Consider the following 13,369-nt stretch of genomic DNA (forward strand, 5'->3'; position numbering starts at 1 on the left):
CGACGAGACAGCAAAACGGCGGACAAAAGCGCCCGCCGTTCCGTAGGCGATAAGAAGCGGATTATTCGGCGGTCGCGGCTTCCGCCTCGGCCGGCGCGGCTGCTGCAGCGGCCACAGCGGCAGCGGCATCGTCCTGCGCCTTCTTCAGAAGTGCGGCGCGCTCCTGCGCCTTCTTGCCGGGCTCGGCCTTCTTCGGATTGGAGCGGGCCTCACGCTTGGCGATGCCGGCCTCGTCGAGGAAGCGCAGCACGCGGTCGGTCGGCTGGGCGCCGTGCGAGAGCCAATGCTTGACGCGGTCGGCGTCGACCTTGACCCGCTCGCCGTGCTTGGGCAGCAGCGGGTTCCACGAGCCGAGCGACTCGATGAAACGGCCGTCGCGCGGCGAACGGGCGTCGGCGACGACGACGTGGTAATAGGGACGCTTCTTCGAGCCCGCACGGGCCAGTCGGATTTTCAAAGGCATTTCTTTTCTCCTAAAACTCTGATTTTCGGGTTTATGACTGTTGTCTTAATGCACGTCGTTGTCCCAAAACCGCTACGCACTTTTGGGCGACATGCACTGGTCCTCAGCCGGTTTTCGTTACGCCGTTGGATGCGGCGATATGCTCGTGATGCCGGATCACTTCGCGGACGACGAAGTTCAGGAATTTCTCCGCGAAATCCGGGTCGAGATGGGCGTCCTTCGCCAGTTGGCGAAGGCGGGCGATCTGCTGCTGCTCGCGCGCCGGATCGGCCGGCGGCAGGCCGTGCGACGCCTTCAGCTCGCCGACCGCCTTGGTGCAGCGGAAACGCTCGGCCAGCATGTGGATGAGCGCTGCGTCGATGTTGTCGATCGAGGCGCGGTAGTCGACCAGCGCCGCGCGTGCGTCGGCCATGTCCTTCTCTTCGTTCATGGCGCCCTCACTTCTTCTTGCCAGGGGCGTTCTTGCCGAGCCCATTCTTGCCAAGCCCATTCTTGCCAAGCCCATTCTTGCCAAGCATTGGCAGCCCGCCGCCGGATCCCGGCAGGCCAGGAAGCTTCATGCCGCCGGGCAGCCCAGGCAGACCACCGCCACCTGGGAGGCCACCGGGAAGACCCTTCATGCCGCCGAGGCCGGCTGCCTGTGTCTGCTTCTGCAAGGCTTCGAGTTGCTTGGGATCCATCTTGGACAGGTCCGGCATGCCGCCGCCCATCATGCCGCCCGGGCCACCCATGCCCCCTGGCATCATGCCGCCGAGCCCCATCTTCTGGGCCAGGCCACCCATCATGCCACGCATCAGGCCACCGCCTTTGCCCTTGCCGCCCATCGCCTTCATCATGTCGGCCATGCCGCGGTGCATCTTCAGGAGCTTGTTGATCTCGGCCGCATCGGTGCCGGAGCCTGCAGCGATGCGCTTCTTGCGCGAATGCTTCAGAATATCCGGGTTGGCGCGCTCGGCCTTGGTCATCGATGAGATGATGGCGAGCTGGCGGCCGAACATCTTGTCGTCGAGACCGGCGGCGGCCATCTGGTCCTTCATCTTGCCCATGCCCGGCATCATGCCCATGATGCCGCCCATGCCGCCCATCTTCGACATCTGCTGAAGCTGGCCGGCAAGATCGTTCAGGTCGAACTTGCCCGACTGCATCTTCTTGGCCATCGCCGCCGCCTGCTCGGCGTCGATGTTTTCGGCAGCCTTTTCGACCAGGCTGATGATGTCGCCCATGCCGAGAATGCGGTCGGCGATGCGCTTGGGATGGAATTCCTCCAGCCCGTCCATTTTCTCGCCGGTGCCGATCAGCTTGATCGGCTTGCCGGTGACGGCGCGCATGGAAAGTGCCGCACCACCACGGCCGTCGCCATCCATGCGGGTCAGCACGAGGCCGGTGATACCGACGCGCTCATCGAAGCTTTTTGCCAGATTGACGGCGTCCTGGCCGGTCAGCGAATCGGCGACCAAAAGGATTTCGTGCGGCGACGAGACCATCTTGATGTCGGCCATCTCGACCATCAGCGGCTCGTCTATATGGGTGCGGCCGGCGGTGTCGAGGATGACGACGTCATGACCGCCGAGCTTTGCCGCCTGCACGGCGCGGCGGGCGATGTCGACCGGCGTCTGGCCCGCGACGATCGGCAGTGTGGCGACCTTGACCTGCTCACCGAGCTGACGGAGCTGCTCCTGCGCGGCGGGACGCCGCGTATCGAGCGAGGCCATCAGGACCTTCTTGTTCTGACGCTCGGTGAGGCGCTTGGCGATCTTGGCCGATGTCGTGGTCTTGCCGGAACCCTGCAGGCCGACCATCATGATGACGACCGGAGCCGGTGCATTGAGGTCGATGGCGACGCCCTCGGCCCCCAGCATCTCGACCAGCTCGTCATGGACGATCTTGACGACCATCTGCCCGGGCTTGATCGACTTCAGCACGGCGGCGCCGACGGCCTTTTCGCGCACCTTGTCGGTGAAGGAACGCACCACTTCCAGCGCCACGTCGGCCTCGAGCAGCGCGCGGCGCACCTCGCGCAGCGCTGCCGAGACATCGGCCTCGGACAGGGCGCCGCGGCCGGTGAGGCCGTTCAGGATCGAACCAAGACGTTCCTGTAGCGATTCAAACATTCTTTTTCCTTTTCCCTGGCACCCGGATGATGCCCGAGAGGTAATGCGTTCGCGCCCAGTATCCAACTCAAAGCCGTCCAGGCAAAAGCCCAAAGCCAAAAAGCACCCGGGGGCGCACAGCGCTACCGGATGTTGGCCTCCAGGATCTATTTACAGCACGTCACCTCAAACAGGCTTCGGCGTCCCGGTCGGCTTGCTCGGAGGGATACTCGTCGCGGAATTCGCGGCGTGTAGACAGGAAATCGGCCGCGGAGTCAAGGTGCGGGGCCGAATACTCTGAACCGGGCCGGTTCGGTTTATGGCAGCACCACCAGCGTGATGCGCATCAGCTTGGGCCGCCGCGGTGCGAAAAATCCGGCTCGACCTTCAGCGGCGAGCTCGGGTGCAGCAGCAGCAGGATCGTCAATAGGCTGCAGACGATGCCGATCGCCGCGATGAGGACGGCGTCCAGCGTCGTCCAGCCGGGGCCTTCGAGCGGCTTGGCGTTGACCAGGGCGAAGGAATTGTAGCTTTGCTGATGCGAAATCAGCAGGAAGCCGGTCAGATTGTTGCCGAGGTGGGCGCCGAAGGCCGCGCCGAGATTGCCTGTAGCATAGACCACAAGCGTCAGGAGCAGCGCAAAAGCGGCGATCGAGGCCAGCACGCAGGCGTTGATGGCGGCCGTCGAGCTTGGGCTCCAATGCATCGCAGTGAACAGAAGTCCTGGCAGCAGCGCCCAGATGAAGGGGTTTTGAAACCGGTTGGCCAGGCCCCTGAGGAGATAGCCGCGAAACAGCACCTCTTCGGACGAGGTCTGCACCAGGGTCAGCGCGGCGATCGGGATCAGGAACAGCAGCCAGGACGACAGGCCGATCGCACCGCGCGCAATCTCGGGCTGCAAGAGATAGAGCAGGATCTCGGAGAGCAGCGATGTGACCAGCACCGCGGCCAATCCCCTGAAAAATCCCGAGCGCGAAACGCGGCGGCCGGTGCCGATCAGCGCCATCAGCGGCTCGCGATGGACCCAGCGCATGGCAGCCCACAGGCCGAGCCAGATTCCGGCAAAGGAGGCGAGCGCGGCGAGGATCCCGGCGGGCGAGGCCATGAAATTCTGCACCGCCCCTCCTTCCATCGGGGCGCCAGACGATGCCTGCCAGATAACAAAAAGATAGGCGCCACCGAACAGCACGGCGATGGTTGTCGCGACCCAGAACAGGACGACGATCGCCGTTCCGAGCAGGAGCCGCGGCAGGGTCGTCTTGGCGTTGGGAGTATGCCGGTAGCGCTCGAAGGCGGCGGGGTTGATCGTCACGCGGACTCACAGGCTGGTGCTTCGGGTCGCATGATCTAATGTATCGGGTCGTTCCGCGCAATCGCTAGCCGCCAGCATTGCAAGAAGGATCCCTTCTCCCCGTCACTATACGGGGAGAAGGGGCCGGCGCGGCGATGAGGGCAGCGCCGACTTCGACCATTGGCGGTCTCCAACGAGCCTGGATTCCGTCATTCGTCCAAGGCGATTGCCCCGTTCGGCACCGTCAGCGCTCGACGTACATGATGCGTCGGGTGCCGGGATCGACCAGTGCCGGCTGACCGTTCACATAGACATAGCGGTAGTCATAGTCCGGAATCTCGCGCAACTCGACGGTGTCGGGCAAGGTCGCGCCGGTAACCACCTCGCCCTCGAGATAGACCGGGTCGACCCGGTTGGTCTCGATATAGGTGCGGATTTCGGCCGGCGGCCGCCTGATCGGCTCGATCGGCTCGCCGGCGACGATTGCTCCGGTATAGATGTCGGGATCGTCGACATCGGCGGGCGCTTCGACGATGGTAATGTCTGCGTCGGCCGGGCGCCGGGTCAGGACGACCTCGTTGCCGCCGAAATCGGCCGTCACATAGTCGGAATAGATCCAGCCCTGGCCATTGGCCTCGGCTATGGTGCACCATTTGCTGTTTTGGATGCAGCCATCGAGCGTTGCCGACTGGCCGGCGGCGAGCACACCGATGACCGGGTATTGCGGGCCGGGGCCGGCGCGAATGTTGAGATCGGCGACCGCCGAGACGGCGGTATCGGCCAAGGCTGTGCCGGACATGGCGACAAGCGCTCCGGCGACAGCAGGAAACAGTATGCGCTTCATGGTTTCGCTCCGTTTTGATGGTCCCTCGCGAACGAAAACGAAACAGGACTTCATGCGTTCCGGCTAAAACGCCTCAGCCGGCTCACGTTTTGTTCCGGATTCTTTCACCACGGTCAGCAGGTCATGGACGAAGGCCAGCTTCCGTGCCGTTACCTCCGAGATGACGAAGGGATAGAGGTCGGGCAGTCCCATGCAGCGGTTTATCGAGTTGGACGCTTCCGACAGCACCAGCCAGCGGGCCAGGATCTTCTCGAACGGTTCGGGAACGGCGGCGGGTTCCGACGGCGCCGGTTGCAGCTCGCCGCCGGTGTCGCCCCGCGACAGGTCGTTGGCCTCCATGGTTTCCAGCCGGCCGAGCGGGAAATTCAGCGCATGCACCATCTCCAGCGTATCGGTGATGTGCAGATGGTGCGCCCATGTCTCGGCCCAGTCCTCCCAGGGATGGGACGCGGCATAGGCGGAAATGTGCTCCTGCTGCCAGTCGGGCGGCGCGCCATTGGCATGGTAGGCCTTCAGCGCCTGCTCGTAATCGGCGCGTTCGTTGCCGAACAATGCGCGGAAGGCGGCAAGCCGTTGCGGGTCGTCGCGGATCAGGCGGTCCCAGTAATAGTGGCCGAGCTCATGGCGGAAATGGCCGAGCAACGTGCGATAGTTCTCGCCCATCTCGACGCGCCGTCTTTCGCGCTCGGCCGAGTCCGCCTCGGCGACGTTGAGTGTGATCAGGCCGTTGTCATGGCCGGTCAGGATGCGCGCGCCGCCCGGACCGCCGATCGGATCGGCGAGAAAGTCGAAGGCGAGGCCGGCCTCGTCGCCGGCGCTCCGCTTGGGTGCGACTGGCAGCCCGGCGGCGAGCAGCGAATAGATTGCCCGCTTCTTTGCCGCTTCGACGCGAATCCAGCGACGGCGGTTGCCATCGACCGAAAGGTCCGGGATCAGCTGGTTCAGCGCGCAGGCGCGGCAGAAGGCATGGCCAGGTTCGGCCATCCAGTTGCAGGCGCACTCGTCGGCATTGGTGCACTGGAAAACGCCGCCGGCGCCAGACAACACGAAGCGCGCATGCCCGTGATCGTAGAGCACGGGGCTGGCGCAGTTCAGGCACTGGGCGTTCTCGAAATAGAGGCGGTGGCCGCAATGCGGGCAATCGAAGAGCTTCATCCCAATCTCGAATCACCAGGTCTCAAATCACCAGGTCTCAAATTATGAGGCCCGGATATAGTGCGCAGCGGCATACCGCCCAAACGCCTGTCGGCGGCCGGCGTTCCTGCCGTCGCTATTTTTGCCGCAAGCTGGGCGGCGACCGTTCTCGCCACCGCCTCGCCCGACAGCCTGGCGCCGCCGCAGGTCTGCATCAGCGGACCGGCCAGATGCTCGCCGGCGAAGAAGATTTTTTCCGCCACCGGCTGCATCAGCGTGGCGCGCGCCTGCGAACGGCCGGGTCGGGCCGCCGCATAGGCGCCGCGCACGAACCGCTCGCTGCCCCAATTGGTCATCATGGCGCGCCCAACATGTTTTCTGACGTCGCCGCCGAAGATGGCGCACAGCCGGTCGACGACGAAGTCGACGCCTGCCGCCTCGCCCGCCGCCGACATCTCCCAGGCGAAATCGCCGCCGACGAAGCCGACCATCAGGTCGAGGTCGAAGGGAAAGCAAAGGAAGTAGATGTCGTGCCTGGCCAGACGCTCGATCAGCAGGTCGTCGAACGGCGCCAGCCCGAGTCTTGTGCCGGTGATTTCGACCGGCAGCTTGGTCAGCATGCCCATCGGCAGGTCGAAGAAGGGCAGCGAAATGCCTGTCTGGCAGCGCCGGCGCGAATTCGATCTCCTCGAAGGCGAGCACCGCCGGCGAGGCGGTGACGATGACCGCCTTGGCGCGGATGGTGCCGCGATCGGTGACGCAGGCGACGCCGGGCACGTCCCAGAGGATTTTCCGCACCGGCGTCGACAGCTCGACCGGCACGTCGGCGCCGAAACGGGCGACCAGCGCGCCGAATCCCTCCTTGGTGAAGTAGTTCGGATCGAGATCGGCGGCGGCCTGAAAGTCGCGGATCGATATCTCGTCCTCGTCGGCGCCGAAGTCCATCGGCCCGGCGAAGGTGGCGGCGGCGCGCGGCGCATGGCCTTTCGAGAGCAACGCCGAAAGCCGGTCGTCGTCGCCAACCTTGACCTCATGCGCCGCCAGCAGCTCGAACAGCCTGCTATCGGCCGCCTTCATCGCGGCCTCTTCGTCCTCGCTCGCCTTTCGGTTGCGATAGTAGAGATGGTCGATATTCATGTCGTGATGATGAAGCGTCCAGTGGGCAGCTTGCGCCTCGGGAAAGTAGGGATTTCGGTCGGCCGCGTGCAGCCAGGCGCAGCCGATGTCGAAAGCAACGCCGAAATGCTGGTCGCTGGTCCAGGCGCGGCCGCCGGTACGGTTCATCGCTTCGACCAGCTTGAAGGAAAGGCCGGCCGCACGCAGGGTCTTGGCGGCGGAAAGTCCCGCCGAGCCGGCACCGATGACCACGACGTCAACGTCTTCCATGAATATTCCAGCCCCCCGCCACAATAATTACTTGATCGTAAGCAAGTTGTCCGGCATTCGCCAGCGCTGCGGCGAGGATGCGTAAACGAGTTCTTAGCGTATCGGCCTCGAAAGTCGGTGCCGATTCTCGGAAAGCACGATGCGCAGATTGTAAGTGTCGGAGCGTACTGCATCCAGGCGGACGCACGTCGCTCCAACGGTGACAAGCGGGCGTTTCGCTGGCAAATTGGTATTCGATCCAGGCAACCAGGAGAGCAACATGGCATTTTTTGCCAAGGCAAAGATTTTCGCAGCGGCGGCATCGATGATGCTTGCGGCGGCAACAGCGGCACAGGCCGCCCAATGCGGCAATAATGGCGCGGGCTTCGAAGCGTGGAAGGCGGAGTTCGCGCAGGAAGCAAGGGCCAATGGTGTAGGCTCGAAGGGTCTGGCCGCTCTGGCCAGCGCCACCTACGCAAAGAGGACGATCGCCGCCGACCGCGCCGTCCACAAGGCTTTCGGCGGCTCGGTGGAAGCTTTCATGAAGCGCCGTGGCGCGTCCACGATCATTTCCAAGGGCCGTTCGCTGAAGAAGTCGAACGCAGCGCTGTTCGACAAGATCGAACGGACCTATGGCGTGTCGCCGGGTGTGTTGCTCGCCATCTGGGGGATGGAGACCGGCTTCGGTTCCTTCCTGGGCAAGCAGAATACGGTCTCTGCCATTGTAACGCTTGCCTATGATTGCCGCCGCCCGGAGTTCTTCTACGCGCATGCTGTTGCGGCCCTGAAGCTGGTCGATCGCGGCGCGTTGAGCGCCTCGTCGGTCGGCGCCATGCATGGCGAGATTGGCCATACGCAGTTCCTGCCCGGAAATGTCTTGAAATACGGGGTCGGCAACAAAAATCTGCGCGACAAGGGCACTGCGTTAGCTTCCACTGCCAACTTCCTCAGGGGTCATGGTTGGCAGGCCGGCGCGAGTTCTGAGGCGAATATGGGCGCAATTGCCGGCTGGAATTCCGCGAGCGTCTATCAACAGGCCATCGCCCGCATCGCCACGGCGATCGACGGCGAGTGATACAAGTCTCTATTCGACAAAAAAGCCCGGCCATACGCCGGGCTTTTTTGTCGATGAAGGTCACGACTGCCGCCGCTTCGGCCCCGCCTCGGGAACGAAGGCACGAAGCAGAGAAGCTAATTCGGCGAGCCTAGCGCCTTGTCCATAGCTTCCCTGACCTCGGCGGGCCACGTGTTCACAGCCGGCCACGCGTCCAGCTCTGTCTTGTCGCCGCGGCGGGCGAAATAGAGCTTGTGGTTGGCCGGATCGACCGCCATGAAACCGTCGTCGCCGCCGCAATGATGCGGCATGCAGCCGCTGGCGTAGAAGACGCCCGAGGCGGTCTTCTCGGTGCCGCCGCCGACCAGCAGGCTGGTGGCCATGTCGGGCATCTCCTCGCCGAGCAGCGTCACGGTTTGCCTGTAGATGGCCTCGTTATGGAAGGCATCGACGATGCTGTCGTATTTCGTCGGGTCGACATCTTTCCAGCCGGTACCCGGCTCCGGCATGTAGGTGAGATTGCCCGAGGTCGACAACCCGCCGGTCGGTGACCATTGCAGCGCCGGCTTCGATTCGCCCGGCAAGAGATTAGGCACGAAATAGATGGCGCTGTCGGATAGCGCGGCCGGCGGTGCACCGCATTCATCCTGCTCGACCGTGGTGCTCTGGATGGCGCCGCCTTCCGGCTTCCAGACGATCACCTTGGCCGGACCGCATTGATTGCCGCCGTCGCCGACATCGACCAGCGCCACCGTGACGCCGCCGACCTCGACAATTTTGTCGAGGAAGACATCGTAATTGCGCGCCAGTTGCTTGCCGTCATAGGCCAGCACCTTCTCGCCATGGTCTTCCTGCTGGGTGATGGTCAGCTGCCCATTCTCGAACGGGACCGGTGCTTGGCTGTCATCCTCGGCTAGGGCCGCATTGCTCGACGCGCCGAGGTCGGCGGCCCCGTCGGACGCATCGTCAGCCGGCACGAGCACCATGTCGGTCTGTGCATGCGCGCCAGCCACCGGCATCAGAATCCACGCCAGCGCGCAGGCGCCGGCAAGCAGCGAACGTGTCATGCCTACCCCTCAATTCAGCCGCCACGAACCCGGCCTGTCGCGGCCGGGGTCATCCTGCCGTTCAGGCCCAGGGGCGCAGCTCGGCGTTCTTCTTCTCGAACGAGGCGATGGCGTCGGCCTTCTCCATGGTCAGGCCGATATCGTCGAGCCCGTTGAGCAGGCAGTGACGCTTGAAGTCGTCGAGGTCGAACATGACCACGCCGCCGTCCGGCCCGCGGATTTCCCTGGCTTCGAGGTCGATCGACAGCGTTGCGTTGGAGCCGCGCGAGGCGTCGTCCATCAGCTTCTCCAGATCCTCGGGGCTGACGGTGATCGGCAGGATGCCGTTCTTGAAGCAGTTGTTGTAGAAAATGTCGGCGAACGAGGTCGAGATGACGCAGCGTATGCCGAAATCGAGCAGCGCCCATGGCGCATGCTCGCGCGACGAGCCGCAGCCGAAATTGTCGCCGGCGACCAGAATCTGCGCCTTGCGATAGGCCGGCTTGTTGAGCACGAAGTCGGGGTTTTCCGAGCCGTCGTCCTTGTAGCGCATTTCGGCAAACAGGCCGCTGCCGAGCCCGGTGCGCTTGATCGTCTTGAGGTAATCCTTAGGGATAATCATGTCGGTGTCGACATTGACGATCGGCATCGGCGCGGCAACGCCGGTGAGCTTGGTGAATTTTTCCATAGGTCTTGCCCGTCTTCTTTTCGCTGCGGGGATGTGTTGGCGCCCGGTTTACACAAAGCTGCAGGCAAATAAAAGCCGGCTGTTTTCGGCCGGCTTTGGTCCTGGAGCACGGACCCCTTCAAAGTTGCCGCCCTATGGTGCACGTTGGCCGGCATGACAACACGTGCCAAAGTCCTCTACGCGAGCGAACCGGCCCTCGACGCAGCCGAGTTCCGCCGCGTGCTGGTGGAATCCGGCCTCGGCGTCACCCGGCCTGTCGATGACGACCTCCGTCTGAAGGCGATGCTTGCCAATGCCGATCTGGTGTTGACGGCGCGCCTCGATGCGCCTGACAAGCCGCTGATGGGCCTTGCCCGCGGCATCACCGACTTCTCGTGGGTGTGTTATATTTCCGAGCTCGCCGTTTGCAAATCGGCGCAAGGGCTCGGCATCGGCAAGGGCCTGCTCGACGAAGCGCGGCGGCAGCTCGGGCCGTCCGTCGCCATGTCACTGATTTCCGTGCCCGACGCCGTCGGCTTCTACGAGCGGATCGGCATGACGCGCATGGCCGACGCGTTCTGGTTCGGCCGCGAGCGCTGACGGTTGGCCTTGCGGTGCGGAATCTATTTGATGCCAGCCAGCCTCAAATCACATTCAATTCCCTGAAAGCCCGCCCCTCAGCGACACGGCTGTACCCAAACGCCGCGCAGTCCACCGTGCGGTAGCCGCCATGCACGATCAGCTCGGCCAGCGCTTTGCCGACCGCCGGCGCCTGCTGCAGACCGTGGCCGGAAAAACCGTTGGCGAAGAGAAAATTTTCCACTTGCGGATGCGGGCCGATCACCCCGTTCTGGTCGAGCGTGTTGTAATCGTAATGGCCGGCCCAGGCGCGCGTCGGCTTGATCGCCTCGAAGGCGGGGATGCGGGTCGCCAGCACCGGCCAGATCACCTCTTCGAACAGCGGCCAGTCGGGTTCGAAATCGCTCGCGTCGGCGGGGCCGTCGGCCTCTTCCGGTTCGGCCCCGCCGGTGATGTAGACCGAGCCTTCCGGCCGGACATAGATGCCTGAGGGATCGACCAGCAGCGGCATGTCGTCATATTTCTCGCGCGCCTCGAAGATGAAGACATTGCGCTTGCGCGGCTCCACCGGCAGCACCAGTCGGGCCATTGCCGAAACCTTGCCGGCATTCGGCCCGGCGGCGTTGACGACGATGCCGGCGTCGAGCCGCTCGCCATTGTCGAGGCCGACGCTGTTGACACGGTCGCCCTGCCGTTCGATGCCGGTCACATCGGCGGTGATGAAATCGATCTTCTTCTCGCGCAGCGCCTTGCGGAACAGCATCAGCATGGCATGCGCGTCGAACCAGCCCTCGCCGCTGCGGCCATAGGCGCCGGCGGTGATGCCCTCGGCCGACAGCCATGCAAACCGGCGGACGAGCGCCTCCGCATCTTCAAGCACGATGTCGGCGCCCTCGGCCAACTGCGTCTCGTGGTTGGCCTTGAGGATCGGCAATCCGTTCTCGCCGGCAAGGATGAGATAGCCGCCTTCGCGAAAGCCGATATCGGCGTCGGTCCCGAATTCTTCCGTAAGCCGCCGGAACAGTTTCAGCGTGAACTGCGACAGGCGGATGTTTTCCGGAATCGAAAACTGCTGGCGGATCGAAGCGCAGGACAGCGTCGTTGCCGCATGGGCGAATTGCGGGTCGCGCTCGACCAGCGCGATCGAGCCCGAAAACCCTTCCGCGCGCAGATAATAGGCGATCGAGGAGCCGACGATGGCTCCGCCGATGATAACGACGTCGTAGCGCACTTTTTCGCTTCTCCAGTTCTAAAGCATGATCCCGGAGCCGGTTTTCGGGTTCACGCTCCAATTCAGGCGGCCGGCAAGATGATCTCGAAGCGCGCGCCGCGCTCGGAGTCAACCAGGCGGATCGTGCCATCATGCGCTTTCAGGAGGGCCAGAACGATGCCGAGGCCGATGCCGGTGCCGCCGCAATCGCGGCGCGTGGTGAAGAATGGCTCAAAGATGCGCGCCCGATTGCTGGGCGAAATGCCGGCGCCGTCGTCGCTCACCTGGATCGTCGCCTTGCCACCTGCGCTCGCCGCCGTGATCGAAACCAGCGTCGCGCCATGCCGCGCGGAATTGTCGATGAGATTGGCCAGCACGATCGCCGCGTTTTCGGCCGAGATGCGCAGGCCGGTCTCGCCGCCCGCCTCGACCCGAAGCGCCAGCCTGTCCACGGTCGGCAACAGCACCAAGGCCGCACTGAGCGATGTGCTTTCGCCGCTGGGCGCAAGATTTTCGGCGCGCGCCAGGTCGAGCAGACGGCGCACCAGCAAATTGAGCCGTTCGGCATCGGTGACGATATTGTTCGAAAACCGCCGCCGCTCGGCCTCATCCATCGCGCTACCCGAATCGCGCAGCAGTTCGGCCGCACCCTGGATCGCCGTCAGCGGCGATTTGAGCTCGTGCGAGACATGAGTGGCGAAGGTCTGGATGCTGTCGGAGCGCGCATGCAGCTTTTCGGCCATGTCGAGGAAAGCGTCGGACAGTGCTGCCATCTCGCGCGTGCCATGATGGTCGAGCGGCCTGATCGCTGCGCGATCACCGGCGGCGATGCGTTTCGTGCGCTCCATCAGCGCGTAGATCGGCCGGCTGACGGTGCGCAGGAAGATCAGGCCGATGAGCAGCGTGCCGCCGAGGACGGCGATCGCCGCCAGCACCACCTTGCCGCGCTCGCCATAAAGATGCTTGACGATGTTGTTCGGTGTCCGCGACAGATAGACCACGCCGGCGACCTTGCCGTCGACGGCGATCGGCATGGCGACGAAGACGCGGACTCTCGTGCCGCGGCTGACCGAATAGAGCGAAGGTGGCGGCTCGTCTGAGATCCTCTGCCGGAGCGCACTGGCGTAGCGGCCGGCAAGTGCTGCGCGAACCTCGCCGACGGCGCCGAGCGACAGGCCGACCTCTTCTCGGCCGGCGATGACGACGCCTTTGGGATCGAGCAGCCGAAAGCCGGCAAGCGTGGTCTTCTGCGTCTCGGCAAGAATGCCCGACAGCCGCGCTCCGATCGCCGCGAAGGCGGGATCGGCGGTGGCGGCGGTCGCCGCAGGCCGGGTCGCCAGAACCCTGTCGGACGCAAGATCGAGGCTTGGCTCGATCGGCCGGTAGAGAGAGTCCGGGTTGTCTCTCGCGGCCGGCACGGTCGCGCCGAGCCTTTCAGCCGGGATGCCGGCGTCGCGGACCTCTTGCGCATGGATGGCGGCAAGGGCGGCACCTTGCGCGATCAGCTCGGCCTCGGTCTGGCGGATCAGCTGGTTCTCGTAGAGCCTGAAGAAGAACAGGCCGACCAGCGGCAGCGCCATCACCATGGTCAGGATGGCAACAACGACCGTGGCGAGGCGCGGGCGC

Annotated in this window: 13 protein-coding genes and 1 pseudogene; 2 read left to right on the plus strand and 12 right to left on the minus strand. The window is 64.3% G+C overall.

Annotation, left to right across the window (positions count from 1 at the left end; translation table 11 throughout):
• Window positions 1–61: 61 nt before the first annotated feature.
• The 8 genes and pseudogenes from rpsP to AC0L16_RS19745 all read right to left on the minus strand — a co-directional run.
• Window positions 62–463: a 30S ribosomal protein S16 gene (gene rpsP, locus AC0L16_RS19710; protein WP_473622678.1), complete on the minus strand. Its 402-nt coding sequence runs from the start codon at window positions 461–463 to the stop codon at window positions 62–64.
• A gap of 103 nt (window positions 464–566) precedes the next feature.
• Window positions 567–893: a chorismate mutase gene (locus AC0L16_RS19715; RefSeq protein ID WP_095495656.1), complete on the minus strand. Its 327-nt coding sequence runs from the start codon at window positions 891–893 to the stop codon at window positions 567–569.
• Between the two features lie 7 nt (window positions 894–900).
• Window positions 901–2,574 (minus strand): signal recognition particle protein, encoded by a 1,674-nt coding sequence (gene ffh / locus AC0L16_RS19720; RefSeq protein ID WP_473622679.1) that lies wholly within the window; start codon window positions 2,572–2,574, stop codon window positions 901–903.
• A gap of 325 nt (window positions 2,575–2,899) precedes the next feature.
• A complete protein-coding gene (locus AC0L16_RS19725) occupies window positions 2,900–3,865 on the minus strand; it encodes a lysostaphin resistance A-like protein (protein WP_473622681.1) in 966 nt (321 codons plus the stop codon).
• 223 nt (window positions 3,866–4,088) lie between these two features.
• The gene (locus tag AC0L16_RS19730; RefSeq protein WP_077380961.1) at window positions 4,089–4,688 is read right to left on the minus strand and encodes a DUF1236 domain-containing protein; all 600 of its coding nucleotides are present in this window, start codon (window positions 4,686–4,688) and stop codon (window positions 4,089–4,091) included.
• 63 nt (window positions 4,689–4,751) lie between these two features.
• Entirely contained in the window at window positions 4,752–5,843 is a 1,092-nt protein-coding gene (locus AC0L16_RS19735) for a zinc-binding metallopeptidase family protein (RefSeq protein ID WP_473622682.1), read from the minus strand.
• Complete coding sequence (locus AC0L16_RS19740) at window positions 5,840–6,448, minus strand: FAD-dependent oxidoreductase (RefSeq protein WP_473622684.1); 609 nt, start codon at window positions 6,446–6,448, stop codon at window positions 5,840–5,842. Before AC0L16_RS19740 ends, AC0L16_RS19735 begins: the two co-directional genes overlap by 4 nt.
• 73 nt (window positions 6,449–6,521) lie before the next feature.
• Window positions 6,522–7,208, minus strand: a pseudogene (locus AC0L16_RS19745) (flavin monoamine oxidase family protein); the annotation flags it as partial.
• Between the two features lie 259 nt (window positions 7,209–7,467).
• On the opposite strand from AC0L16_RS19745, the gene AC0L16_RS19750 reads away from it, so the two are divergent.
• Window positions 7,468–8,262, plus strand: a complete 795-nt coding sequence (locus tag AC0L16_RS19750; RefSeq protein ID WP_473622685.1) for a lytic murein transglycosylase — start codon at window positions 7,468–7,470, stop codon at window positions 8,260–8,262.
• Window positions 8,263–8,378: 116 nt separating this feature from the next.
• Here the strand turns inward: AC0L16_RS19750 and AC0L16_RS19755 are convergent, their stop codons facing one another.
• Window positions 8,379–9,308, minus strand: a complete 930-nt coding sequence (locus tag AC0L16_RS19755) for a hypothetical protein (protein WP_473622686.1) — start codon at window positions 9,306–9,308, stop codon at window positions 8,379–8,381.
• 61 nt (window positions 9,309–9,369) lie between these two features.
• Window positions 9,370–9,975, minus strand: coding sequence for a 3-isopropylmalate dehydratase small subunit (gene leuD, locus AC0L16_RS19760; protein WP_473622688.1), 606 nt, complete (start codon window positions 9,973–9,975; stop codon window positions 9,370–9,372).
• Window positions 9,976–10,128: 153 nt separating this feature from the next.
• On the opposite strand from leuD, the gene AC0L16_RS19765 reads away from it, so the two are divergent.
• Window positions 10,129–10,554, plus strand: coding sequence for a GNAT family N-acetyltransferase (locus AC0L16_RS19765; protein ID WP_473622689.1), 426 nt, complete (start codon window positions 10,129–10,131; stop codon window positions 10,552–10,554).
• Between the two features lie 43 nt (window positions 10,555–10,597).
• On the opposite strand, the gene AC0L16_RS19770 is transcribed toward AC0L16_RS19765, so the two are convergent.
• Together AC0L16_RS19770 and AC0L16_RS19775 are read right to left on the minus strand one after the other, a co-directional pair.
• Window positions 10,598–11,764: an NAD(P)/FAD-dependent oxidoreductase gene (locus AC0L16_RS19770; protein WP_473622690.1), complete on the minus strand. Its 1,167-nt coding sequence runs from the start codon at window positions 11,762–11,764 to the stop codon at window positions 10,598–10,600.
• Window positions 11,765–11,826: 62 nt separating this feature from the next.
• The gene (locus AC0L16_RS19775; protein ID WP_473622716.1) at window positions 11,827–13,323 is read right to left on the minus strand and encodes an ATP-binding protein; all 1,497 of its coding nucleotides are present in this window, start codon (window positions 13,321–13,323) and stop codon (window positions 11,827–11,829) included.
• Window positions 13,324–13,369: the final 46 nt, after the last annotated feature.

It is taken from the genome of Mesorhizobium sp. WSM4848 (assembly GCF_055811375.1).